The organism is Methylobacterium mesophilicum SR1.6/6, assembly GCF_000364445.2.
GTDB classification, from domain to species: domain Bacteria; phylum Pseudomonadota; class Alphaproteobacteria; order Rhizobiales; family Beijerinckiaceae; genus Methylobacterium; species Methylobacterium mesophilicum_A.
Map to the genome: position 1 here is coordinate 836,862 of NZ_CP043538.1, position 21,270 is coordinate 858,131.

At 70.4% G+C, this 21,270-nt stretch carries 22 protein-coding genes and 1 pseudogene; 11 read left to right on the forward strand and 12 right to left on the reverse strand.

Annotated features, from left to right (window positions below):
- A complete protein-coding gene (locus MMSR116_RS03855) occupies window positions 1-1,263 on the reverse strand; it encodes an HlyD family secretion protein (RefSeq protein WP_010683646.1) in 1,263 nt (420 codons plus the stop codon).
- A 194-nt stretch (window positions 1,264-1,457) separates the two neighbouring features.
- Here MMSR116_RS03855 and MMSR116_RS03860 point away from each other — a divergent pair, with 194 nt between their 5' ends.
- Window positions 1,458-2,096, forward strand: a complete 639-nt coding sequence (locus MMSR116_RS03860) for an HdeD family acid-resistance protein (RefSeq protein WP_010683645.1) — start codon at window positions 1,458-1,460, stop codon at window positions 2,094-2,096.
- Between the two features lie 113 nt (window positions 2,097-2,209).
- Window positions 2,210-4,705 carry a PBP1A family penicillin-binding protein gene (locus MMSR116_RS03865; protein WP_010683644.1) on the forward strand — a complete coding sequence of 832 codons (2,496 nt, stop codon included), beginning with the start codon at window positions 2,210-2,212 and terminating at the stop codon, window positions 4,703-4,705.
- Window positions 4,706-5,034: 329 nt separating this feature from the next.
- Here MMSR116_RS03865 and MMSR116_RS03870 read toward each other — a convergent pair whose 3' ends face one another.
- Window positions 5,035-5,463 (reverse strand): DUF1810 domain-containing protein, encoded by a 429-nt coding sequence (locus MMSR116_RS03870; RefSeq protein WP_010683643.1) that lies wholly within the window; start codon window positions 5,461-5,463, stop codon window positions 5,035-5,037.
- A 100-nt stretch (window positions 5,464-5,563) separates the two neighbouring features.
- On the opposite strand from MMSR116_RS03870, the gene MMSR116_RS03875 reads away from it, so the two are divergent.
- Window positions 5,564-5,944 (forward strand): hypothetical protein, encoded by a 381-nt coding sequence (locus tag MMSR116_RS03875; RefSeq protein ID WP_039893089.1) that lies wholly within the window; start codon window positions 5,564-5,566, stop codon window positions 5,942-5,944.
- A gap of 22 nt (window positions 5,945-5,966) precedes the next feature.
- On the opposite strand, the gene MMSR116_RS03880 is transcribed toward MMSR116_RS03875, so the two are convergent.
- Complete coding sequence (locus MMSR116_RS03880; protein WP_010683641.1) at window positions 5,967-6,236, reverse strand: hypothetical protein; 270 nt, start codon at window positions 6,234-6,236, stop codon at window positions 5,967-5,969.
- Between the two features lie 234 nt (window positions 6,237-6,470).
- Here MMSR116_RS03880 and pcaD point away from each other — a divergent pair, with 234 nt between their 5' ends.
- Window positions 6,471-7,271: a 3-oxoadipate enol-lactonase gene (pcaD, locus tag MMSR116_RS03885; protein WP_010683640.1), complete on the forward strand. Its 801-nt coding sequence runs from the start codon at window positions 6,471-6,473 to the stop codon at window positions 7,269-7,271.
- Between the two features lie 119 nt (window positions 7,272-7,390).
- Here the strand turns inward: pcaD and MMSR116_RS03890 are convergent, their stop codons facing one another.
- The 7 genes and pseudogenes from MMSR116_RS03890 to MMSR116_RS03920 form a co-directional block, all read right to left on the reverse strand.
- Window positions 7,391-7,804 (reverse strand): calcium-binding EF-hand-containing protein, encoded by a 414-nt coding sequence (locus MMSR116_RS03890; RefSeq protein WP_010683639.1) that lies wholly within the window; start codon window positions 7,802-7,804, stop codon window positions 7,391-7,393.
- A gap of 185 nt (window positions 7,805-7,989) precedes the next feature.
- A complete protein-coding gene (locus MMSR116_RS03895; RefSeq protein ID WP_010683638.1) occupies window positions 7,990-8,235 on the reverse strand; it encodes a hypothetical protein in 246 nt (81 codons plus the stop codon).
- A 99-nt stretch (window positions 8,236-8,334) separates the two neighbouring features.
- Window positions 8,335-9,954 (reverse strand): ABC transporter substrate-binding protein, encoded by a 1,620-nt coding sequence (locus MMSR116_RS03900; protein ID WP_010683637.1) that lies wholly within the window; start codon window positions 9,952-9,954, stop codon window positions 8,335-8,337.
- Between the two features lie 148 nt (window positions 9,955-10,102).
- A pseudogene (locus MMSR116_RS03905) lies at window positions 10,103-11,165 on the reverse strand (MBL fold metallo-hydrolase).
- A gap of 72 nt (window positions 11,166-11,237) precedes the next feature.
- Window positions 11,238-11,474: a DUF6894 family protein gene (locus tag MMSR116_RS03910; RefSeq protein WP_010683635.1), complete on the reverse strand. Its 237-nt coding sequence runs from the start codon at window positions 11,472-11,474 to the stop codon at window positions 11,238-11,240.
- A 198-nt stretch (window positions 11,475-11,672) separates the two neighbouring features.
- The gene (locus tag MMSR116_RS03915) at window positions 11,673-12,698 is read right to left on the reverse strand and encodes an aromatic ring-hydroxylating oxygenase subunit alpha (protein WP_051072175.1); all 1,026 of its coding nucleotides are present in this window, start codon (window positions 12,696-12,698) and stop codon (window positions 11,673-11,675) included.
- A gap of 407 nt (window positions 12,699-13,105) precedes the next feature.
- The gene (locus tag MMSR116_RS03920) at window positions 13,106-13,732 is read right to left on the reverse strand and encodes a hypothetical protein (protein WP_010683633.1); all 627 of its coding nucleotides are present in this window, start codon (window positions 13,730-13,732) and stop codon (window positions 13,106-13,108) included.
- 299 nt (window positions 13,733-14,031) lie between these two features.
- Between MMSR116_RS03920 and MMSR116_RS03925 the strand changes: the two genes are divergently transcribed.
- The 5 genes from MMSR116_RS03925 (at window position 14,032) to rimM (ending at window position 17,262) form a co-directional block, all read left to right on the forward strand.
- Window positions 14,032-14,250 carry a hypothetical protein gene (locus MMSR116_RS03925; RefSeq protein WP_010683632.1) on the forward strand — a complete coding sequence of 73 codons (219 nt, stop codon included), beginning with the start codon at window positions 14,032-14,034 and terminating at the stop codon, window positions 14,248-14,250.
- An 18-nt stretch (window positions 14,251-14,268) separates the two neighbouring features.
- Window positions 14,269-15,846, forward strand: coding sequence for a signal recognition particle protein (ffh, locus tag MMSR116_RS03930; protein WP_010683631.1), 1,578 nt, complete (start codon window positions 14,269-14,271; stop codon window positions 15,844-15,846).
- Window positions 15,843-16,175, forward strand: a complete 333-nt coding sequence (locus tag MMSR116_RS03935; protein ID WP_012320554.1) for a chorismate mutase — start codon at window positions 15,843-15,845, stop codon at window positions 16,173-16,175. The genes ffh and MMSR116_RS03935 overlap by 4 nt, the downstream gene beginning before the upstream one ends.
- 7 nt (window positions 16,176-16,182) lie before the next feature.
- A complete protein-coding gene (rpsP, locus tag MMSR116_RS03940; RefSeq protein ID WP_010683629.1) occupies window positions 16,183-16,545 on the forward strand; it encodes a 30S ribosomal protein S16 in 363 nt (120 codons plus the stop codon).
- Between the two features lie 87 nt (window positions 16,546-16,632).
- On the forward strand, window positions 16,633-17,262 hold the full coding sequence (gene rimM / locus MMSR116_RS03945; protein WP_432419899.1) for a ribosome maturation factor RimM: 630 nt from the start codon (window positions 16,633-16,635) through the stop codon (window positions 17,260-17,262).
- A gap of 1 nt (window position 17,263) precedes the next feature.
- On the opposite strand, the gene MMSR116_RS03950 is transcribed toward rimM, so the two are convergent.
- Entirely contained in the window at window positions 17,264-18,055 is a 792-nt protein-coding gene (locus MMSR116_RS03950; RefSeq protein ID WP_039893082.1) for a DUF4239 domain-containing protein, read from the reverse strand.
- Window positions 18,056-18,140: 85 nt separating this feature from the next.
- On the reverse strand, window positions 18,141-18,872 hold the full coding sequence (locus MMSR116_RS03955; RefSeq protein WP_039893080.1) for a class I SAM-dependent methyltransferase: 732 nt from the start codon (window positions 18,870-18,872) through the stop codon (window positions 18,141-18,143).
- Between the two features lie 75 nt (window positions 18,873-18,947).
- Here MMSR116_RS03955 and trmD point away from each other — a divergent pair, with 75 nt between their 5' ends.
- Both trmD and MMSR116_RS03965 read left to right on the forward strand, forming a co-directional pair.
- Window positions 18,948-19,697 carry a tRNA (guanosine(37)-N1)-methyltransferase TrmD gene (trmD, locus tag MMSR116_RS03960; protein ID WP_039893076.1) on the forward strand — a complete coding sequence of 250 codons (750 nt, stop codon included), beginning with the start codon at window positions 18,948-18,950 and terminating at the stop codon, window positions 19,695-19,697.
- 352 nt (window positions 19,698-20,049) lie between these two features.
- Complete coding sequence (locus MMSR116_RS03965) at window positions 20,050-21,219, forward strand: phosphoserine transaminase (protein WP_010683625.1); 1,170 nt, start codon at window positions 20,050-20,052, stop codon at window positions 21,217-21,219.
- Window positions 21,220-21,270: the final 51 nt, after the last annotated feature.

Here is a 21,270-nt window from a genome sequence, read left to right on the forward strand (position 1 = left end):
TCACCGCACCGTGACGGTGGGGACGATCGACATGCCGGGGCCGATCGAGACGTCCTGCGGCCAGTCGTTGACGACGATCTTGACCGGGATGCGCTGCGTCACCTTCACGTAGTTGCCGGTGGCGTTCTGGGCCGGCAGCAGGCTGAAGGCGGTGCCGGAGCCCGGCTGCACGGAGGCGACGGTGCCGTGGATCTTGCGGCCCGGATAGGCGTCGATCTCGATATCGACGGGCTGGTTGGGACGCATATCGGTGATCTGCGTCTCCTTGAAGTTGGCGGTGACCCAGATGTCGTCGGGCACGAACATCGACAGGCTCTGCCCGGCCTGGGCGAGCTGGCCGATGCCGCCGGTGAGCCGGACGACCCGGCCGGGCTGCACCGACCGGACCGTCGTGTAGCCGAGGTTCAGCTCAGCCTGCTCGATCTGCGCCCGGTCGCGGGCGATCTGCGCCTCGGTGGAGGCCTTCTGCGCCTGAAGCGAACCGATCTGCTTCTGCGCGGCGACTACGCTGGCATTGGCGCTCTGCAGCGCAGCCTGCCGCTGCTGCAGGGTCGAGGTCGCCGATTGCGACTGCTGGATCGAGCCGGAGCCGCGCTCGGCGAGGTCCTTGTAGCGGGCCGCATCCTCCTGGGCGAATTTCAGCGCCGCCTCGGCGGTGGCGACCTGCGCCTTCGACACGTCGATGTTGGCGTTCTGAGCCTGGATCTGCGCGTCGATGTTCTTGATCGCGGCCTCGTCCGCCTGGACCTGCGCCTTCGCCTGCTCGAGGGCGATGGTGTAGTCCCGCTGATCGATCTGGAACAGCACCTGACCGGCCTCGACGTGCTGGTTGTCGGTGACCGGCACGTCGACCAGGTAGCCGCCCACCTTCGGCTGGATCGCGATGCTGCGCGCATCGACGAAGGCATCGTCGGTGCTCTCGTACGGATGCATGTACAGGAGCCAGTAGAAGAAGATCCCGACGCACAGGGCCAGCACGGCGAGGCCGCCCAGCAGGAACATGAACGGGTGGCGCCGCAGGATGTTCGGGCGCCGCGTGTCGGATTGCTCGTCCTCGTCCTCCTCGCCCGCCTCGTCGGCCTGACCGTCCTGATCCTCGTTGGGCTCGGCTTCGTCGCCCCCCGGCTTTCGGGCAGCCTCGCGGTCCCGGGCCGGCATCTCCCTGCCGAGGTCCAGGACATCGCGGTCGACCGCGCCGCTCCGGCCATCGGCCGGCCGGGCACGCGCCTCCGCCTCGGGGGCCTGCCGCTGTTCGTCAAACATGGGAAATTGTCGCCCGATGGGCCGGCCACCTAACGGTGACCGGGCGCTGCACATCGCCCGCCTCGACCTTCAAAAGTCGGGCGCCGGCCCAAGGTTCCCGAGTTGAAGAACTGGACGGAGGAACGGTTGCCGCAGTGCGGCGTTCTGCGGCGGAACCTTTGCCGTTCACGGCCATCAGGTTTTGGAGTTCAGCCATGACCAGCAGCCCGAACCCAGGTCCGACCGCCACCTCACCCTCCGGCGTCCCGCTCGTGGGCACCGCGCGTCTCGATGCCATGAGCGCGGTCCTCGCCCGCAACTGGTGGCTCGTCGCCCTGCGCGGCGTCATCGCCATCCTGTTCGGTGCCATCGCCTTCGTGGCGCCGGGCGCCTTCGTCCTGTCCCTGGTGCTCTTCTTCGCGGCCTACATGCTGGCCGACGGTGTCTTCGCGATCGTCGGCGCCGTCCGGGCAGCCCAGCGGCACGAGCGCTGGGGCTTCCTCCTCGTGGAAGGCATCGTCGACATCATCGTCGGCATCGCCGCCGTGCTGGTGCCGGCAGCGGCCGTCTGGGCGTTCGTGCTGCTGCTGGCCACCTGGGCGCTGGTGACCGGTGGCCTGATGATCGCCGCGGCGTTCCGTCTGCACCTGCATTACGGACGCTGGTGGCTCGTCCTCGGCGGGCTCGTCTCGATCCTGTTCGGGGCCGCGCTCCTCATCAATCCAGGCATGTCGGCCCTGGTGCTGACGTGGTGGATCGGCTCCTACACCTTCGCGTTCGGCGTGCTCCTGCTGATCCTTGCGTTCAAGCTGCGGAGCCGGCACGGCGCGGCGAGCCCGCCGGTCGCGCGGTGATCCGGCGCGATCCGCGCCGGCGCGTTTCGTCGCCGGGAGCACGGGACAGGAGCCTGGATGAGGCTTAAGACACGCCGTCGACCGGTCGATCCGGTCCCGGAAGCTGCAACGCGATGAAGCCCGACGCGCCGGAACGCGCCCCGGCCGCCGAGCCGACATCGTCAGATCCGGGATCCGGGCCCGCCGCTCCGGACCCGCGCCTGGCGGCCCGGGAAGCCCGGCGGGCTGCGCTCGACCTCTTCCGCCATCTGTGGGTTCTGATCGCCGCGTCCGGCCTCGGCCTCGCGCGCCTCGGGCGCAGTGTCGTCGCGCGGTCCGGCACCCTGATGGCGCGGGTGCGCGCCCGGCCAGAGCCAGACGCCGGGCCGGCGCATTCATCGGCGCCTCCGCCGGTATCCCGCACCGCGTCTCGCACGGCCCGGCCGGCCGGTCGCGAGCTGCCCGCTGCCGCACGGCGTCTGCGCGGGCGACCGCTCCTCCTGATTGCAGTCATCGCAGTCCTGGCCCCCGCCGTGGCCCTGGCGCTCTACCTGCTCGCCGCTCTCCTGACGCTGCCGCCGCTCGGCGGCGCCGTGGTCGAGACAGGCCAGCGGGCGATCACCGTCGAGGCCGACGACGGGCGGGTCTTCGCCACCCGCGGCACGTTCCGCGGCCAGAAACTTACCGCCGCAGACCTGCCGCCGCACCTCGCCCAGGCGATCGTGGCGATCGAGGACCGGCGCTTCTACAGCCACTGGGGGATCGATCTGCGCGGGCTCGCGCGGGCCGCGTGGCGCAACGCCACGGGCGGCGGCGTTCGCGAGGGCGGGTCGACGATCACGCAGCAATATGCGCGGCTGACCTCCCTCAACCAGGAGAAGACGCTCTGGCGCAAGGTGCAGGAGGCGTTCCTGGCGTTGCGCGTCGAGGCGACGATGAGCAAGGACGAGATCCTGCTCGGCTACCTCGACACCGCCTATTTCGGCGCCGGCGCCTACGGGGCGGACGCGGCGGCCCGGCGCTACTTCGGCAAGCCCGCCAAGGCGCTGAACCTCCCGGAATCGGCCATGCTGGCCGGGCTGGTGCGCGCGCCCTCGCAGCTCGCCCCGACCCGCAACCTCGGCGGCGCCAAGGAGCGGGCCGACGTGGTGCTCCAGGCGATGGTGGAATCCGGGGCGATCACCCCCGCCGAGGCCGATGCGGCCCGCAAGCAGAGCGTCACGCTCAAGACGCCGCCCGAGGCGCCCCCAGGCACCAACTACTTCCTCGACATGATCGCCGGCGACGTGAAGCGGCTGGCCGGCAAGGACGGCGACATCACGGTCCGGTCGACCCTCAACCTCGACCTCCAGAGCCTGGCCGAGGGCGTGGTCGGCCGCCGCCTCGACAAGGACGGCACGCGCCGCAAGGTCGGCCAGGCCGCCATGGTGGTGCTGTCAAAGGACGGTGCGATCCTCGCGATGGTGGGCGGGCGCGACTACGAGGACAGCCAGTTCAACCGGGCGGTCCAGGCCAAGCGCCAGCCCGGCTCCCTGTTCAAGCTCCTCGTCTACCTGACAGCCTACGAGCAGGGCTACACGCCCGACTCGGTGGTGGTCGACCGCCCGGTGAAGATCGGCGACTGGGAGCCGGAGAACGACGACGGGCGCTATCGCGGGTCGGTACCGCTCCGGACCGCCTTCGCGCTGTCCATCAACACGGTGGCGGCCGAGCTCGGCCAGGAGGTCGGCATCCCGGCGGTGATCGCCACCGCGCGCAAGCTCGGGATCCAGTCGGACCTCCCGAACGTGCCGAGCCTCGTCCTGGGATCGGGCGCCGTGAGCCTGCTGGAGATGACCCGGGCCTACGGTTCGGTCCTGTCCGGCCGCACGCCGCTCGAGGCCTTCGCGATCCACGCCATCCGCGGCGGGACTCCGCAGCCGCTCTACGTTCACGCCGACCCGTCAGCCGGCGCGACGCTCGCCCAGGAGCCGCGCACGATGATGCTCGACTCGCTCCAGGCGGTGGTGGAGTCCGGCACGGGCCGGGCCGCGCGGGTGCCGGGCCAGATCATCGGCGGCAAGACCGGTACGAGCCAGGATTTTCGGGACGCGTGGTTCGTCGGCATGACGCCCGACCTCGTGGTCGGCGTCTGGGTCGGCAACGACGACGACAGCCCGATGAACCGGATGTTCGGCGGCGAGATGCCGGCGGGGATCTTCCACGACTTCGTCCAGCGGGCCGCGGACAAGCTCGCCAAGGGCAAGCCGCGCCGCTCGGCAGAGCGGGCCGAGCCGGCCCGGGCGGTGGCCTCCGCGGCCAGCCCCGCGCCGGCCGGGGAGATCCGGGGCGTGCCCGAGGTGATCGACACCGGGACGCTGAACCTGCGCGGCCGACCGGTCCGGCTCCTCGGCGTCGAGGGCGAGCGCGGCCACCTCGCCCGCCAGCTCGCGAGCTACCTGCGGCGCCGCGAAGTGGTCTGCACCGGCGTTTCGGACAGCGCGACGGCGCGCTGCCGGATCGAGGGCGACGACCTCGCCGCGCTGATCCTGGCGGCCGGCGGCGCGCGCGCCTCGGAGGACGCGCCGCCGGACCTGCTCGGCGCCGAGGAGCAGGCGCGCGCCGAGCGCGTCGGTCTCTGGGGTCGGTAGGGGCCGTGTCGAAACGTTCGGTCGGGCATGATGCGGCGACCACCGGCTTCGCAAACCCGGACCTATGAAACGCAACCCTCTTCGGGATACCTCAACGTCAGAAGCTGTGGAATTGTCGTCGCGAAAGCGCGCGCGGCCCTCGCTTTATTTCCTTCGGGCTCCCCTTCCTCGAGCCGCATCAGCCTGTCATCCCGGGGCCGCGCAGCGGAGCCCGGGATCCATAACCGCCGACCGCTCAGGACCTTGCCAAGATCTTGCCAAGACCTTGCAGTTTCGGCGACTTTGGCTTCCGGGCTCGCCTGCAGCGCCCCGGAATGACGGCCTTTCCCTCAGTCCGGGCCGAGCTTGCGAAGGGTCAGCGGATCGGGCGAGCCGGCAAAATACTGCGCCAGCGCCGCGGCGAAGGACGGCTCGTCGGGGGCCGCGGCATTGAACAGCGTCATGCTGGAGCGGAACTTCATGTCGTCGGGCGCGCCGAAGATCGCGTGGACGGAGCGCCCGGACACCGCGTTCACCGCGTCCGTGCAGGCGCGCAGACGCGGGCCCAGCAGCCGATGGCCGAGATAGGCCCTCGCCTCGTCCAGCGACGCGATGGCGTAGAGCCGCGCCATCGGGCTGGAACCCAGGCCGGCGATCTGCGGGAAGATGAACCACATCCAGTGGCTGCGCTTCTCGCCCGCCTGCAGCTCGGCGAGGGCGCGCGGAAAGACGCCCTCCTGCGCGGCGATGAAGCGGCTGAGATCGTACGCGTCTCCCATCGACGGACTCCTCGATGCGGCGAAGCGTCAACGCTGCGACGGCCATTCGGGCCGCACTTTGCCGCTGATCCGCCGGCCGGGTTCGTATATGCGCGGGTACATGTTCGGATCTCTCGTCGCCTTCATGGTCGCGAACCCGGCGACGAGCCACGCGCTGACGGCGATCCTCGAGACCGCCGGCGTAGCGACCGTCATGATCGCGCTGCGCGGCCCCCGACCGGAGGCCACCGCCGCGCTCCTGGTCTCGACCTACTATTACGGCCGCGAAGCCGGGCAGCGCGAGCACGACATCAAGCATGCCGGCTGGGACGCGGTTCAGGCGCATCTCGGCGCCGAGTTCCTGTACGGCTGGTCGATCCCGAACCTGGAGCAATGGGTCGCGCCGACCTGCACGGCCTGGGCTGTCGCGGCGGCGATCTTCCTGATCCGGTCACGGATCGCCCGCGCCGCGACGGCACCGTCGCGGCGCGGCTCGGTCTGACACGGGCGCGAGCCCGGCGCGCTCAGCTCTGCGCGAAGGGCCCGTCGAGCGGGCCGATCTCGCTGCGGTCCCCGAGCAGCCGCCGGCCGGAGGCGATGATCTGGACCGTCTCGCGGCTGCTGCACTGGCGCCGCGCCAGGGACTCCAGGTCCCGCAGGTAGTCGATGACGGGGCTGCGCACCTTCTCACCCCGTCCGATCACCGGCTCGACCTTCGCGGTGACTAGCCCGGCAACCGTGTCCCAGAAGTCCGCCGGGCGGATCGCCGGCTCTCGACCGGGTGGCTCGTGCATCCCTCGCTCCCTTCCGCGATTGAAGAGCCTTGTCGGGGGATTCGCGCGCTGCCGCACTGACACATGTTGACGGCGAAGGTCCGCCCGCGCGCATACCGGGCCGATCGCACGATCGTGAGGTCCATGCGCGGAACGTTGGGACGGAGCCTCGACACGCCGGTGCGACGCCTATCTGGACGGAACCGGCTTCGTCCCGGCGCGAGGCGCCGGTCCGGACCCGACACAGGATTTCGCATGCCGCAGATCGCCATCGCCGGACTCAAGTTCCGCTACATCCTCGAAGGACCGGAGGATGCACCGGTCGTCGCGTTCTCGAATTCCCTCGGCGCTACGCTGGAGATGTGGGATCCGCTGCTGCCGGCACTGGGCGGGCGGTTCCGGACGCTGCGCTACGATACCCGCGGCCATGGCGGCACGCAGACCCGCGACGCGCCCACGGAGATCGCCGATCTGGCCGGAGATCTCTCGGCGCTGCTCGACGCCCTCGGGATCGCGCGCGCCCATCTCGTGGGACTGTCGCTCGGCGGCATGACCGTGCAGGCGCTCGCGAGCGCCGATCCCGGGCGGCCGCTCAGCACCACCCTGATGGCCACGGCCGCCCATCTGCCGAGCGCGCAGTCCTGGAACGAGCGCGCCGAGACCGTCCGAACCGGCGGTACCAGCGCGGTTGTCGAGGCGACGCTCGGGCGCTGGTTCACCCCGGATTTCGCCCGCCGCGCGCCCGAGGCCGTCCAGGCGATTCGCGACCGCTTCCTCGCCTGTGACCCGGCCGGCTACGCGGTCTGCTGCGGCGCGATCGGGCGCATGGACCTGCGGCCCGCCCTCCCGGCGATCACGGCGCCCACCCTGGTGATGGCCGGGCGCGATGATCCTTCTACGCCCCCGGCGATGGCCGAGGAGATCTGTGCTGGGATCACCCAGGCCGAACTCGTCGTGCTGCCGCGCGCGGCCCATCTGCTGGCCGTGGAGCGTGCCGCGGCCGCCGGCAGCTATCTCTGCGCCTTCCTCGGGCGGAACGGCGGACGCGGCGGCTGAAGGACCTGAGGGCCGGCCATCGCGGGGCGCGTCCGCCGCCTTCAAACGACGAGGCCCCCGTGGACGGATCCACGGGGGCCTCGATCGCGACAACGATCCTGGGCGGATGCCGCGCGATCTTACTTGATGAGGGCGAGGAGCGCCTTGCCGGCCTTCGAGTTCAGCTCCTTGGCATCCAGGGTGCCGTCGCCATCCGGATCGGCCAGCTTGAAGCGCTCGCCGACCGCCGCGAGGTACTCCTTCTTGTCGAGGGTACCGTCGCTGTCCGGATCGGCCTGCTTCACGCCGGCCGCGCTCAGACGGCCCTTCAGCTCGCGGGCATCGAGGGTGCCGTCCGCATCCTTCTCGAGGCGATCGAAGGTCGCCGAGGCCACGGCCTCCACTTCCTTCATGTCCACAGTGCCGTCGTTGTCGGTGTCGATCATCTTGACGGCGCTCGCGCCGCCCGTCGGCTTCGCCATCGCGGCCGGAACCGCCAGGGTGGAAACGGCGAGGGCGGCCGCGGCGAAGCCACTGAGGATACGAAGGGTCATTGCCAAAAGCTCCCGAAACTTGATGCTCGATCTTCCTAGGCCCTGGCCAGCCTTGCTGCAAGTGCGAAATTGATCCCGTGGCGTCGCGTTCCATGTCTGTCCGCGATTGGGCACAGAAAAAGGGGCCGGCGGATGCCGGCCCCCCTGTGTATGCGCAGTCCTCGGATGATCCTCCGAAGATCGGATCAGTATCCGTAGCCGCGGCGGACGACGGGTCGGTCATCCTCGAAACGCTGGCGCCGGTAGTACCGGTCCTCGTCGTAGGCGCGATCCCGGCGATACTCCTCGCGGCGGAAGTCGCGCTCACGCTGGCTGCGGGAGCGCAGATCCACGCTCGGACCGTTCGGTCCGATGTCGATGCGCTGCGCGGCTGCGGGCACCACGGTCGCGACGGAGGTGGCCAGGATGGCACCGGCGAGCAGGGTCTTCATGGAACACTCCTTCGTGCGTTGGGGGATCCAACCCACCGCCTCAAGGATAGTTCCGACAGCCTCCCGTCCTGGCCGCCACATCCGATGATTCGGAGAGGTTCAGGCGAGCGTCGCCAGGTCCTGAAACCAGTGCTGAGCCTGAACATAATCCTTCACCCGGGGCGACAAAGCGTGTGGATTGGTGTCATGCACCACCCAAACCTGTACCGCATCGTCCACGACAATCTCGTGGATGCGCGCGAGCAGCCTGTTCTGCTCATCCGTATCGAGGCTCGCCTTGACCTTGTCGCACAGGGCGTCGACCTCCGGGTTGCGGTAGTGGCTCCAGTTCACGCCGTTCGGTGAGATCTGCCGCGAATCGTAGAAGCGCAGGATCGCGTAGAACGGATCCGACGTGACGTAGGCGATGTTGCCCGCCGTGACGCCCTTGAGGCTCGGATCCGCCGCCCCCTGGCGCCAGGCGGTGTAGGCCACCTCCAGCTCGACCGTCTTGAACTCGACCTGGATGCCGATCTCGGCCCAGCTCTGCTGCACGTACTCGTTCATCGGCAGGGACAGCATCTGCCCGGTGCCGCCGGTGGGGATGAGGACGGTGGCCTTCACGGGCTTCTGGAACGAGTAGCCGGCCTCCTGCACGAGCCTGCGGGCCGCATCGACGTCCGTCTTGATCTGGAAGCTCGGCTTGCCGAACCACGGGCTCGACTGCTGCACCTGTCCGACCGCCGGCTGGGCGAGGCCGCCCATCAATTCCACGACGCCGGCGCGATCGATGGCGAGGTTGGCGGCCTTGCGCAGGCGCAAGTCCCGCCAGGGCGAGCCCTCCAGCATCGACAGGTGGTAGTTCCAGACATGCGGCGTGTCGTTGCCGACGACGCGCATGCCGGCGGCCTTCAGGCGCGGCACCGCGTCGGGCGCGGGCGCCTCGATCAGGTCGACGTTGCCCGACAGGAGCGCGTTCACCCGGGCGAGATCCTCGGGCACGCAAGTGAGCGTCAGCTTGGCGAGCTTCGGCACCCGCTTCGGGTTCCAGTAGCCGGCGTTCGGCAGGAGTTCGAGGCGCACCCGCGGGACCAGCTGGCCCATGCGGAACGGCCCAGTGCCCGAAGGCTCGAAGGCGAACTTCGCCCAGTCGCGCCCGACCTTCTCGTACTGCGCGGGCGAGGAGATCAGGAACCACAGCATCTGGTAGGGAAACAGGCTGTCCGGGGTCTTGGTCGTCACCTGGACGGTCTTCGCGTCGAGCTTCCGGTAGCTCGCCACCCCCGGAAGGCGGGGGCGGACCTGCGCGGCCTGCCGCTGGTCGAAATGCGGCGCCTCCTTGTTGAGCACCTTGTCGAAGTTCCAGATCACCGCGTCGGCGTCGAAGACCGAGCCGTCGTGGAAGGCCACGCCCTCGCGCAGATGGAACGTCCACACCTTGGGATCGGCCGGGTCACTCTCCCACGACGTGGCAAGCCCGGGGACCATCCTGCCCGGCCTGTCGGCGACATCGAGCTCCCAGGCCACCAGCGGGTCGTACAGGGTCAGGCCCGTGAACTGGTAGCCGCCGGCGCCCCGATCCGGCTGGCCGGTGGTGAGCGGCAGGTCGGTCATGGAGATGCCGTAGGTGAGGCTGCCGGGGACCGCCCCCTGCGCGCGGGCCCGGCCCGCCGCCCCGAACGCGGCCAGGGCGACGCCCCCGGCCACCAGGGATCGGCGTGTAGGCTTGATCGGGTTCATCGTGTCTCTCGGCTGAAGGCGGATGCGCCGCACGGAACGGCGCACGCCCCTCAGGCGCGCGGCGGCGCCCCCTGAGCCGCGTCTCCATGCTGCATGCAGAATGATGCACGCATCATGCCGAGCCAGACGACGTGTGACCTCGGCGGCGTCACGCCTGCCAGACTTGGCCGGGCCGGAGCGCCAGGAACCGCTCGGGCGCGATCCCGGCTTCTCCCAGCGCCGCCGACAAGGCTTCGGCCGGCCGCTCGATACCCTCGTCGGTGAGCTGGAAAGTACCCCAGTGGTGACCGAGCGCCTGCTCGGCGCCGAGCAGCCCGTAGGCCTCCACGGCCTCGGCGGGATTGACGTGCTGCGCCCGCATGAACCAGCGCGGCTCGTAGGCGCCGATCGGCAGCGTCGCCAGGCGGGGAGGTCCGAAATGGCTCCGGATTGCGCGGAACAGGCCGCCATCACCGAAGCCGGTATCGCCCACGTGGTAGTGCACGCCCCGGGGCGAGGTGATCACGAAGGCGCACCACAGGGCCATGCGCCGGTCGTTGACGCCCCGGGCCGACCAGTGGTTCGCCGGCGCCAAGTGGACCTGCAGCCCCCTCCCCCAGGTCGACCGACTGGCCCCAGTCGCGCGTCTCCACGTGCATCGTGTCGTCATAGCCGCGCAGGATCGCGTCGTTGCCGAGCGGGGCCACGATCAAAGGCTGATGCGCCTGCCAGATCCGGGCGAGGCTTGGCCCGTCGAGATGGTCGTAGTGATTGTGGGTGATGAGCACCGCGTCGATGGGCGGCAGGTCTGCGAAGGCGATGCCCGGCGGGTTGACGCGCTTCGGTCCGGCGAAGCGCACCGGGCTCGCCCGCTTGGCGAAGACCGGATCGATCAAGAGGTTGCGGCCGGCGACCTGCACGAGATAGCTCGCGTGGCCGATCAGGGTAACCCGTAGGCCCGCAACGCGCTCGGGTGGCCGGTCCGCGGGATAGGGGCTGGGGAAGCTCTTCGGCCAGGGCTCGCGCTGCCGCTTGGCCTGCCAGCGTAGAACGTCCGGCAGCGACTTGTCGGTCGCCTGATCCGGCAGGAAGAACCGCAGTCCGTCAAAATGATCGGAGGTCGGCCCGCTGTAATACGGGTTCCTGCCGCGCCGGTGGGCGGCGTAGCCGACACCGCCGAGCGTCATCACCGTGGCCGCGCTGGCGACCGTGAGCAGGCTGCGCCGTTTCATGGATCACAGATGGCCGCCGCACCGGAGCGGTCAAGCTCCGCCGGGGCGCGGCCGGGCGCCTCAGGGAAGCTTTCAGTCGACCGCCTCGGCGGCGAGCGAGAGGCGCGCCCGGTAAACCACCTTGCCGACGCCGTCGCGCACGCAGGCGACGTAATCCTGACGCTCGACGTCCGGCAGCATGTCGCGGGCGATGGCCGACATGATGCGGGTGACCTTGGACCGCGCGGCCGACAGGTCCGGCAGGTCGAAGCCGACCTCATCGCGGATCGGCTGCGAGCCGTCGTGCAGATCGATGAAGAAGCGGGGCATCGGCGCGAAGCGTCTCAATGAGAGGTAATGCTTCGTCAGGATTGCTCTATGTATGGTTAATAAGGTCTTAAGTGCCGGGCGAGATCGGATTTCGCCGCTACTCCTCGGCTCGCGTTTAGACACGTGGGATCGGGATCGCGCCGGGATCCCGCGTCTCATGCGGGTGGAGGCAGCGCCGCCGCTCTCCCGCGAGCGCCCTCAGGAGCGCCAGCGCAGTTCCCGCCGCTCCAGCGGGTTCGCGAACGGCCGCCCGTCACGGGCGGATTCCAGCGCCTCGCGCTTCAACCGGAAGTACCATTGCGAGGGCAGGTCGGCCTGACCGAACAGGACCATGGTGGGCTTGCGGTCCAGGCCGGCCTGCGCGTGCTGGAGCACCTGCTGGTCCTGGGTGAGGAACTGGCGCATCAGCGGCCGCGCAACGGGCTTGAGCAGGTTCAGGGCCGGCATGCTCCAGTAGAGGGCATTGGTCAGCAGGGTCCGGCTCGGCGTCAACGGGGTCGCGAAGGTGTAGTTCGCCACCCGCTTCTCGCCTGCGCGGATACGCTCAAGCCTCACGCCGGGCAGGCGGAACTCGATCTCGACCTCGGGCACGCCGCCGAGGAGGCGGTAGACCGGCGAACTCGTCGTGGTGGCGTGGCTCGTCATGACGAAGCCATGGGGCATCGGCTGGAAGGTTTTCACCTTCTCGCGAAGCTGCTTCGAGGGCCGGAACCACCAGGAATCGTGGACGAAGGCGACGTGCCCCGGATCCACGAGGCTCAGGGTGGTGAGATCGAAGGACGCCTCGACCACGAGTTCGACCACGAGGGATCCCGCCGGCTCGAAATCCAGCTCCGGCACCGCGGGCACGTCCCCTACGTCGGGTCCGACATGCGGGTTCACCCAGAGGAACCCGGCGCTCTCGCGGACCGGAAAGCGCTGGACCTGGATGCGGGAGAAATCGGCCGCATCGTGCTCCGAGAGCGTCGGCACGTCGCGGCAGCGCCCGTCCGTGCCGAAGCGCCAGCCGTGGAACGGGCACATCAGCGCGTCGCCGTCGAACCGCCCCTTCGACAGGGCCATGCCGCGGTGGGGACAGCGATCGCGCAGCGCGAAGGGGCTGCCGTCCGGAGCGCGCCCCATCACGATCTGCTCGCCGTTCAGCTCGACCGCGCGCAGGCCCGTTCGGGCGAGTCCGCGGGACTGACCGACACAGTACCACGCGCTCCCGAGCGGCTGGCGCATCGCGTCGGGATCGAGCGCGGCCTCGTCGGCGGGCCGTTGCGGGTTCGTGAAGGGCGCGTTCAAGGCGGTTCGGGCTGACCTGGGAGCGCCCGTCATACGCCCGGGGACCGGAGCGGGGAAGCGCGGCGCCGGGGAGGACAAACGGGCGCAGCCGCGGGGCTTCACAAGGCCGGCGCGGACACCTACCTTCGCCTCACCCGCAACCAACGAAAGGAGGTGATCCAGTGTCTCATTGTCATCAGCCGTGTGTCTCGGCTTCTCGGACCTGGACCGTCGCCTCCGGCGCGTCGCTCTAAGACGCGTCAGAGACCCGATCTCGGGACAGTTCCGCCGGACATCACGGTTCGGCAATGGAAGGGCCACCCTCTCGGGTGGCCCTTCGGCTTTCTAAAGGATGTGCGGCGCGATCAGCGCTTCTGCATCTGGAACAGGGGCTGGGCCAGCGCCTCGGTCCGTGCCCGCCACAGATCGCGCTCCTCCCGCAGCGCGTCGCGCTCGCCGGTCAGGCTCAGGGTCTCGGCCCGCAGGGCGTCACGCTCGGCCGTCGCACGGTCGCGCTCGGCCCGCATCGCCTCGGCCTCGGCCCGGACCCGCTCGCGCTCCAGCTGGAGGTCCTCGCGCGCGGCGCGAACGTCCTCCTGCTCGGCCCGCAGATCCTCGAGCGAACCGATCTCCTCGCGGATGTGCTCGCGCAGCGACCGGATCTCCTCCGCCAGAATCGCCTGAAGCTCGTCCTGACGCTCGGCTTCGAGACGCAGCTTCGCCTTCAGCATCAGGTTCTCGGCCATCAGCTCCGAGAGATCCGCGTCCTCGCCCGCCGCCGACGACGGCTGGGCCGGGTCAACGATGCGCGGCGACCAAGTCGCCTCGCTGGTGCGGGCGACCTTCTCCGACCGTCGCTCCTCGGACCGTCCCTCGCCGCGCACCTCGGCCGGGCTCTGCGTCTTCATCGCGGCGAGCCAGTCCCGAAGCGGACCGGGCGCAGGGCGATCGCCGGCATCGATCGGCTGTGTGGAGCGGGCGGGTTCCGACATCGGCGGCGTCCTGAGCGAATACCCGTCGATGACAATCCGAACATGCTTAACGATCGGTAAAGCCTACGGTGCTGCCTCCCTCGCGGCGCGGCCGTCGTCGGTGTGCGGGAGCGTAAAAATTGACTTTCCAACCCATCGCGGCTACGCCCCGCCCTCCCGATCCGTAGCAGATCGACCGATGCCAAGCCGACCGGTCCCGTGAGGCCGGAGGTCAACGCCCGACAGCGCGTCCGCGCCCTCGGGCGCGATGGGCGTTGGGCCGATCCGCCGCGACGGGCCCCGCCGGCCGAGGCAATCGCATGACGCCAGATCAGCAGACCTTGAACATCGAGGACGCGATCAACGAGAGCTGCCCGTGGTCGGGCAAGCCGATCTCGGCCGATTCGCTGACCCTCTACAACGGCGCCGTGGTGGGCTTCTGCAACCCGGATTGCCGGGACAAGTTCGCCAAGGCGGTGCGCAGCTTCGAGGCCGCCCTTCAGGCGCGCCGCGTCGAGCGCGCCGGGCTCGAACAGTAACGGCGGGGCGTCAGGATCATGTTCGAAGGCCTGTCCGACCGCCTCTCCGGCATCCTCTCAGGGCTCACTCGCCGGGGTGCGCTCACCGAGGCCGACGTCACCGCCGCCATGCGCGAGGTGCGCCGCGCCCTGCTGGAGGCCGACGTCGCCCTGGAGGTGGTCCGCGGCTTCACCGACCGGGTGAAGGAGAAGGCCGTCGGTGCCGTCGTGCTCAAGTCGGTGACGCCCGGCCAGATGGTCGTGAAGATCGTCAACGACGAGCTGGTGGCGATGCTCGGTACCGACGCCGAGACCGTCGATCTCAACGCCCCCGCCCCGGTGCCGATCCTGATGGTCGGTCTGCAGGGCTCGGGCAAGACCACCACCACCGCCAAGATCGCCCGGCGCCTCTCCGAGCGCGAGAAGCGCAAGGTGCTGCTCGCCTCCCTCGACACCCGCCGCCCGGCCGCCATGGAGCAGCTCGCGGTGCTGGCCAAGCAGGTGGGCGTCGAGAGCCTGCCGATCGTGGCCGGCCAGTCGGCGGTGCAGATCGCCAAGCGCGCCATGGACGCGGCCCGCCTCGGCGGCTTCGACGTGGTGATGCTCGACACCGCCGGCCGCACCACGGTGGACGAGGGCCTGATGGCCGAGGCCGCCGATGTGAAGGCCGCGACAAGGCCGCACGAGGTGCTGCTCGTCGCCGACGCGCTCACCGGCCAGGATGCGGTCAACACCGCCCGCGCCTTCGACGAGCGGCTCGGCGTCACCGGCATCGTGCTGACCCGGATGGACGGCGATTCCCGCGGCGGCGCGGCGCTCTCCATGCGCGCCGTCACCGGCAAGCCGATCAAGCTCGTCGGCGTCGGCGAGAAGGTCGACGCGCTGGAGGAGTTCCACCCGGCCCGCGTCGCCAACCGCATCCTCGGCATGGGCGACATCGTCTCGCTGGTCGAGAAGGCCGCCGAGACCATCGACCACGAGCAGGCGCTCCGCACCGCGGAGAAGATGCGCAAGGGCAAGTTCGACCTGGAGGATCTCTCCATGCAGCTCGCCCAGATGGAGAAGATGGGCGGCATCGGCGGCCTGATGGGCATGCTGCCCGGGATGGGCCAGATCAAGAAGCAGGTCGAGGGCGCCAACCTCGACGAGAAGATGTTCAAGCGCCAGCGGGCGATCATCTCGTCGATGACCCCGCAGGAGCGGAAGAACCCCGACCTCCTCAAGAACAGCCGCAAGAAGCGCATCGCGGCGGGCTCGGGCGTCGACGTCTCGGAGATCAACAAGCTCCTGAAGATGCACCGGACCATGGCCGACATGATGAAGGCGATGGGCCAGGGCAAGCGCGGGATCGGGCAGGCGCTCGGCTCGATGTTCGGGCTCGGCGGCGGCGGGATGGGCGGCGGCATGCCGGGGGGCATGCCAGGCCTCCCGCCCGGCATGCCGGAGCCGACGCCCGAACAGATCGCGCAGCTCGAGAAGCAGTTCGGCGGCAAGCTGCCGCCGATGCCGCCGGGCCTGGGCGGCGGGGGCGGGATGCCCAAGCTTCCGGGACTTCCCGGGCTCGGTGGTCCCAGGCTTCCGGGTCTCGGCGGGTTCATGCCGGGGAAGAAGAAATGAGCGTGCTCGCGGCGCAGGCCGTCGATCCCGAACTCGCGCGCCTGCGGGACAGCATCGACAATTTCGATGCGGCGCTGATCCATCTCCTCGCCGAGCGCTTCCGCTGCACGCAGCGGGTCGGCGAGCTCAAGGCCCGAAAGGGGATCCCCCCTTCCGATCCGGACCGGGAGGCCCGTCAGGTCGCCCGGCTCCGCAAACTCGCGGTCGAGGCCAAGCTCGACCCCGATTTCGCCGAGAAGTTTCTGGCCTTCGTGGTCAAGGAAGTCATTCGGCATCACCAGTCGATCAAGGCGGACCACGAGTCCCAGATCGAGCAACAGCGAAAGTAGTCAGACCATGGCCCTCAAGATCCGCCTCACCCGCGGCGGCGCCAAGAAGCGCCCCTACTACCGCATCGTCGTCGCCGACGCCCGCGCTCCCCGCGACGGCCGCTTCATCGACAAGGTCGGCGCCTACGACCCGATGAAGGCCAAGGACGATCCGGCCCGCATCGTGCTCGACAACGAGAAGATCCAGGGCTGGCTCGCCAAGGGTGCGCAGCCGACCGATCGCGTCCTGCGCTTCCTCGACCAGGCCGGCCTCGCCAAGCGCCCGACCCGCAACAATCCGCAGAAGGCGGAGCCTGGCGAGAAGGCCAAGGAGCGTGCCGCCAAGCGCGCCGAGAAGGCCGCCGCCCCCGCCGAGGACGCCGCCGCCTAAGGCGCAGCGAAGGTCGATTGCCATGGCGCGCCGCCCCGCAGGTCCTTCCCCCGCGACGGCGGCCGCCGCGGCCGCACGAGTCCGGCCATCGGAGCGATCGCGCCCGGCGCCGCGACCTCGCCCAGGGCACCGGCCCCGAAGCCGGCCGCTCAGCCCGTGCCGCCCGATCCGAACCTCGTCCTCCTGGGCGAGTTCGGGCGGGCGCACGGGTTGAACGGCGAGATCCGCCTCAAATCCTACACGGGCGATCCGCAGGCGATCGCCAGCTACGGAGCGCTGCTGACCGCGGACGGGCGCACGCTGACGCTCGCCGACGTGCGCCCCGCGCCGGGTTCCTCACCCGATATGCTGGTCGCCCGGGTGAAAGGCGTCTCCGGCCGCAACGCCGCGGAGGCGCTGAACCGCGTCGCCGTCTTCGTCCCCCGCGACCGCCTGGCCGCCCCAGAAGACGAGGACGAGGTCTACGCGGCGGACCTGATCGGCGCCACCGCGGTGGACGCGGCCGGAGCCGTTATCGGGACGATCGTGGCCGTGCCGAATTACGGCGGCGGCGACCTCCTCGAGCTGCGCCCGCCGGGCGGCGGCGCCACTGCCCTCCTGCCCTTTACCAAGGCGTTCGTGCCGACCCTCGACATGGCCGGGCGCCGCGTCACCGTGGCGGTGCCGGAGGATCTTTTCGCGCCGCCCGGCGAGAAGCCTGCCGACGATCCGGGCTGACCTACGGCGCCGCTCCCACCACGACGGTGTGCGCGATGATCAGGGGCTCGGCGCTCATCGCAAGCGGCCCGTCGAACGGGCGCTCGTGGAGCGCGATCAGGCCGAGGGTCGTCACCATCGCCAGCGAGAAAGTCGCCAGGACCGTCGCCTGGGCCGCGGCGTGCTCCGTGTGGACCAGACCCAGGGCCACGAGGGTCAGGGCCGCGAGCACCAGGAGCGTCAGCCACTTGGTCTCGTCGCTGGCGGTCCGGCACAGCGCCAGCCGCTCGCCGCGATCGGCCCGCAGGGCCATGGCGGCGTTCAGCAGCGCGGCATGGACCGGCGCCCCCGCCTCGGCGGTGATCTTCGGATCGGATACCGTTTCGAGGAGTCGCCGCAGCCCGGTCCCGGCCTGGGGCGCGTAGCCGCCCTCGCTCATGCGCGGCCATTCCTGCGTGATCACCACGTCGAGATAGGCGGCGAGCGCCTCCCGGATGTTGCGCATGTCGGAAACTGAGGCGAGGCTGAGGTCATAGACCGCCAGCGCGTTGGCACGCTCGGCCTGAAGCGTCCGGGCCGCCGACCGCTGACGCTCCCATGCATCGTTCGCCACGAATCCGGTCAGGAGCGCCAGCAGGGTGGCGATCGCCGTGAAGTAGGTGGGAACCATGCCCGCACCGAGCCGGACCATCAGGGGGCGCGTCGGGCGCAGGCGGGTCGCCAGCCACAGGAACGCGCTCAGGACTGCGAACGGCACGGCTAGGATGGCGAAGATGGCCCAGAGGGGCTGGTCGAGCCAGAAACCGAAGAGCATGCGCCGGCCTGCACCGAGAAGGACGAGCCGTGATGCTGCCGGGCGCGGGCTGAGAAACCGTGAAGATCGCGCCCGTGCCGGCGGCTCAGCGCGGCGTCGCGGCGTCGCGGCAGGGTCGGATCGCCGCCGGGCTCGGCCGCTGATCGGGCGCGGGGGCCGCGAACACCGCGAGGTAGGCACCGCCCTTCAGCGGGTGGAAGCCGGTCTCGCGATAGCCGGCGGCCGTGAGTTCGCAGCGCAGGAGCGCCGGCGGCGTCCCGTGCCGGGACGGGATGTCGTCCGCATCGACGATGCCGACCCGACCGCCAGGCCGCATCGACGCCGCGAGATTGTAAAGGAGACCGAAGGGCTGAGTGATCTCGTGGTACATGTGGACGAGGATCGCGGCGTCCACGCCGGAGGGCGGCAGGCGCGGATCGTGGGGCTCGCCCTGCACGACCGTGACGTTCCCGAGAGCCGCCACGCGCTTTTCGAGAGCCGCCAAGTACGCCGGGGTCACATCCTCGGCCAGCACCCGGCCACCGGGCCCGACCCGGGGGCTCAGCCGCACAACGTAGTAGCCGCTGCCGGCGCCGATATCCGCCACCGTCTCACCGGGCGCGATGGTCATGCCCTTGGCGACGGCCTCGAACTCGCCGGCCCTGTCGCGCTCGGCTTCCGAGGACCAGCGCGGAGCGACGATCTCGGCGACCGGCCGGTCGGGCTCGGGGAAGGCGCCGGCGGGCGCCCCGGGCGGCGCCAGCGGCCCGGCCGCAAGAACCGGTCCGGCGACGGCGGCGGTGAAGGCGACGATCAGGCAAGCCAGGGTGCGGGTCATGGCCGACAACCCGCCGCGGGTCCCATCGGTGCCGACGGCGTTGACCGTGCCGCACCCCGCGCGCGATCAAGCGCCATGACACACGCGGACGCGCCCTGGCGGGCCACGATCCTCACCCTTTACCCGGAGATGTTCCCGGGCCCGCTCGGCGTGTCGCTCTCGGGCGACGCGCTGACGCGAGGCGACTGGACCCTGGAGGCTCGCAACATCCGCGAGCACGGGCTCGGCCGTCACCGATCGGTTGACGACACGCCGGCCGGCGGCGGTGCCGGAATGGTGCTGCGCTGCGACGTGCTCGCCGCCGCCATCGACGCGGCGACCGGGGCCGACGACCAGCGCCCGCGGCTCCTGATGTCGCCCCGCGGCCGCCCCCTCACTCAGGCGCGGGTGCGCGACCTTGCCGGAGGCCCGGGCGCGCTGATCGTCTGCGGGCGCTTCGAGGGGGTCGACGAGCGGGTGATCGAAGGGCGCAGCCTGGAGGAAGTCTCCATCGGCGACTACGTGCTCTCGGGCGGCGAGATCGCCGCTCTGGTGGTGCTGGACGCCTGCGTTCGCCTGCTGCCCGGCGTGATGGGCAAAATGGAATCCGGCATCGAGGAGAGTTTCGAGGGCGGGCTCCTCGAATATCCGCATTATACCCGCCCCCGCGACTGGGAGAGTCGGGCGATCCCGGATGTCCTCTCCAGCGGCAATCACGCGGCCATCGCCCGCTGGCGGCGTGCGGAGGCCGAACGCATCACCGCCGAGCGTCGCCCGGACCTGCCCGGCGGAAGCCGCCGCGATCAGGCCGCCTCCAAGTCGATCACCGGGCCGTCCCGGTCGTAATCCAGGGGATCGAGGAGCAGCGGCTGGGGCACCGGCCGCCGCAGGCGGCTCGGGAGCGCGGCGTGGGCCGTTAAGGCCCCAATAACCACAAGCAGAGCGGACCAAACCGCCAATATCGCGACGCTGTGGATAGACATCGGCGTACCTCGAACACAACACGGCACGCCATTAAGGCTAACGCCCCAAGCTTAATCGACTGTTCCGCGCGTCCGAACGGGCTGTCCCGGCCGGGTGCAGGCGCCGAAGACTGCTGGCCGGACAGGCGCTTGCCAGACGACCGGTTTGGGCGCATGCGCGGGTCCGGGACGCGCCTCCCCGCCGAGGAGCGACCCTCTGCAAGGATGGAATCGTCATGACTAGCCGCCCCACGCAGCGCCCGCGCGTGCCCCATTTCTCCTCCGGCCCCTGTGCCAAGCGCCCGGGCTGGAGCCCGGCCGCCCTGGCCGATGCGGCGCTGGGCCGGTCGCACCGTTCGCCCCTCGGCAAGGCGAAGCTCGGCCGGGCAATCGATCTCACGCGCTCGGTGTTGCAGGTGCCGGCCGATTACCGGATCGGCATCGTGCCGGCCTCCGACACGGGCGCCGTCGAGATGGCGATGTGGACGATGCTCGGCCCGAGGCCGGTGGAAGTCGCCGCCTGGGAAGCGTTCGGCAAGGAGTGGGTCACGGACGCGCTCAAGCAGCTCAAGATCGCCCCGCGGATCCACCAGACGCCCTACGGCGTCCTGCCGGACTTCGCGGCCATCGACACGCGGCACAGCGACGTGGTCTTCACCTGGAACGGCACCGCGGCCGGCGTGAAGGTGCCGGACGGCGAGTGGATCGCAGCCGACCGCGAGGGGCTGACAATCTGCGACGCCACTTCAGCGGCCTTCGCGCAGCCGCTGCCCTGGGACAAGCTCGATGTCGTGACTTTCTCCTGGCAGAAGGTGATGGGCGGCGAGGCGGCGCACGGCATGCTGATCCTCTCGCCCCGGGCGGTGGAACGGCTTGAGAGCCACACACCAGCCTGGCCCCTGCCGAAGGTCTTTCGCCTGACCAAGGACGGCAAACTGATCGAGGGCATCTTCAAGGGCGACACGATCAACACGCCGTCGATGCTGGCCGTGGAGGATTACCTCGACACGCTGGACTGGGCCGAGCGGATCGGCGGGTTGAGGGCTCTCCACGCGCGGGCGGACGCGAATGCGCAGGTGATCTACGACTGGGTGGCGCGCACGCCCTGGATCGCGCCGCTCGCGGTCGACCCGGCGACCTACTCGAACACCGGCGTCTGCCTCGTGATCGCCGACCCGGACGTGCTGGCCCGGGGCGACGCGGCCGTGGCGGCCTTCGCCGCTCGTCTCGTCGAGCGCCTCGACCGGGAGGGCGTGGCCCTCGACATCGGCGCCTATCGCGACGCCCCGGCAGGCCTGCGGATCTGGTGCGGCGCCACGGTGGAGACGGCCGATCTCGAGGCGCTGACGCCCTGGCTCGACTGGGCCTTCGCGGAGGAGAAGGCGGCGCTGACGCGGGCCGCGTGAGCGAAGCGGCATCGTTCCGGCTGCAGATCGAGGCCGACCGGCTTCGCGAGC

Coding starts and splice junctions, on each gene's coding strand:
- MMSR116_RS03865 (WP_010683644.1), top strand. CDS start 2,210: ATGAAGCCCGACGCGCCGGAACGCGCCCCGGCCGCCGAGCCGACATCG.
- MMSR116_RS03935 (WP_012320554.1), top strand. CDS start 15,843: ATGAGCGTGCTCGCGGCGCAGGCCGTCGATCCCGAACTCGCGCGCCTG.
- MMSR116_RS03860 (WP_010683645.1), top strand. CDS start 1,458: ATGACCAGCAGCCCGAACCCAGGTCCGACCGCCACCTCACCCTCCGGC.
- MMSR116_RS03950 (WP_039893082.1), bottom strand. CDS start 18,055: ATGCTCTTCGGTTTCTGGCTCGACCAGCCCCTCTGGGCCATCTTCGCC.
- MMSR116_RS03855 (WP_010683646.1), bottom strand. CDS start 1,263: ATGTTTGACGAACAGCGGCAGGCCCCCGAGGCGGAGGCGCGTGCCCGG.
- MMSR116_RS03915 (WP_051072175.1), bottom strand. CDS start 12,698: ATGCGCCAGCCGCTCGGGAGCGCGTGGTACTGTGTCGGTCAGTCCCGC.
- MMSR116_RS03965 (WP_010683625.1), top strand. CDS start 20,050: ATGACTAGCCGCCCCACGCAGCGCCCGCGCGTGCCCCATTTCTCCTCC.
- rpsP (WP_010683629.1), top strand. CDS start 16,183: ATGGCCCTCAAGATCCGCCTCACCCGCGGCGGCGCCAAGAAGCGCCCC.
- MMSR116_RS03925 (WP_010683632.1), top strand. CDS start 14,032: ATGACGCCAGATCAGCAGACCTTGAACATCGAGGACGCGATCAACGAG.
- pcaD (WP_010683640.1), top strand. CDS start 6,471: ATGCCGCAGATCGCCATCGCCGGACTCAAGTTCCGCTACATCCTCGAA.
- MMSR116_RS03870 (WP_010683643.1), bottom strand. CDS start 5,463: ATGGGAGACGCGTACGATCTCAGCCGCTTCATCGCCGCGCAGGAGGGC.
- MMSR116_RS03920 (WP_010683633.1), bottom strand. CDS start 13,732: ATGTCGGAACCCGCCCGCTCCACACAGCCGATCGATGCCGGCGATCGC.
- MMSR116_RS03955 (WP_039893080.1), bottom strand. CDS start 18,872: ATGACCCGCACCCTGGCTTGCCTGATCGTCGCCTTCACCGCCGCCGTC.
- MMSR116_RS03895 (WP_010683638.1), bottom strand. CDS start 8,235: ATGAAGACCCTGCTCGCCGGTGCCATCCTGGCCACCTCCGTCGCGACC.
- MMSR116_RS03910 (WP_010683635.1), bottom strand. CDS start 11,474: ATGCCCCGCTTCTTCATCGATCTGCACGACGGCTCGCAGCCGATCCGC.
- MMSR116_RS03875 (WP_039893089.1), top strand. CDS start 5,564: ATGTTCGGATCTCTCGTCGCCTTCATGGTCGCGAACCCGGCGACGAGC.
- MMSR116_RS03880 (WP_010683641.1), bottom strand. CDS start 6,236: ATGCACGAGCCACCCGGTCGAGAGCCGGCGATCCGCCCGGCGGACTTC.
- ffh (WP_010683631.1), top strand. CDS start 14,269: ATGTTCGAAGGCCTGTCCGACCGCCTCTCCGGCATCCTCTCAGGGCTC.
- trmD (WP_039893076.1), top strand. CDS start 18,948: ATGACACACGCGGACGCGCCCTGGCGGGCCACGATCCTCACCCTTTAC.
- MMSR116_RS03900 (WP_010683637.1), bottom strand. CDS start 9,954: ATGAACCCGATCAAGCCTACACGCCGATCCCTGGTGGCCGGGGGCGTC.
- MMSR116_RS03890 (WP_010683639.1), bottom strand. CDS start 7,804: ATGACCCTTCGTATCCTCAGTGGCTTCGCCGCGGCCGCCCTCGCCGTT.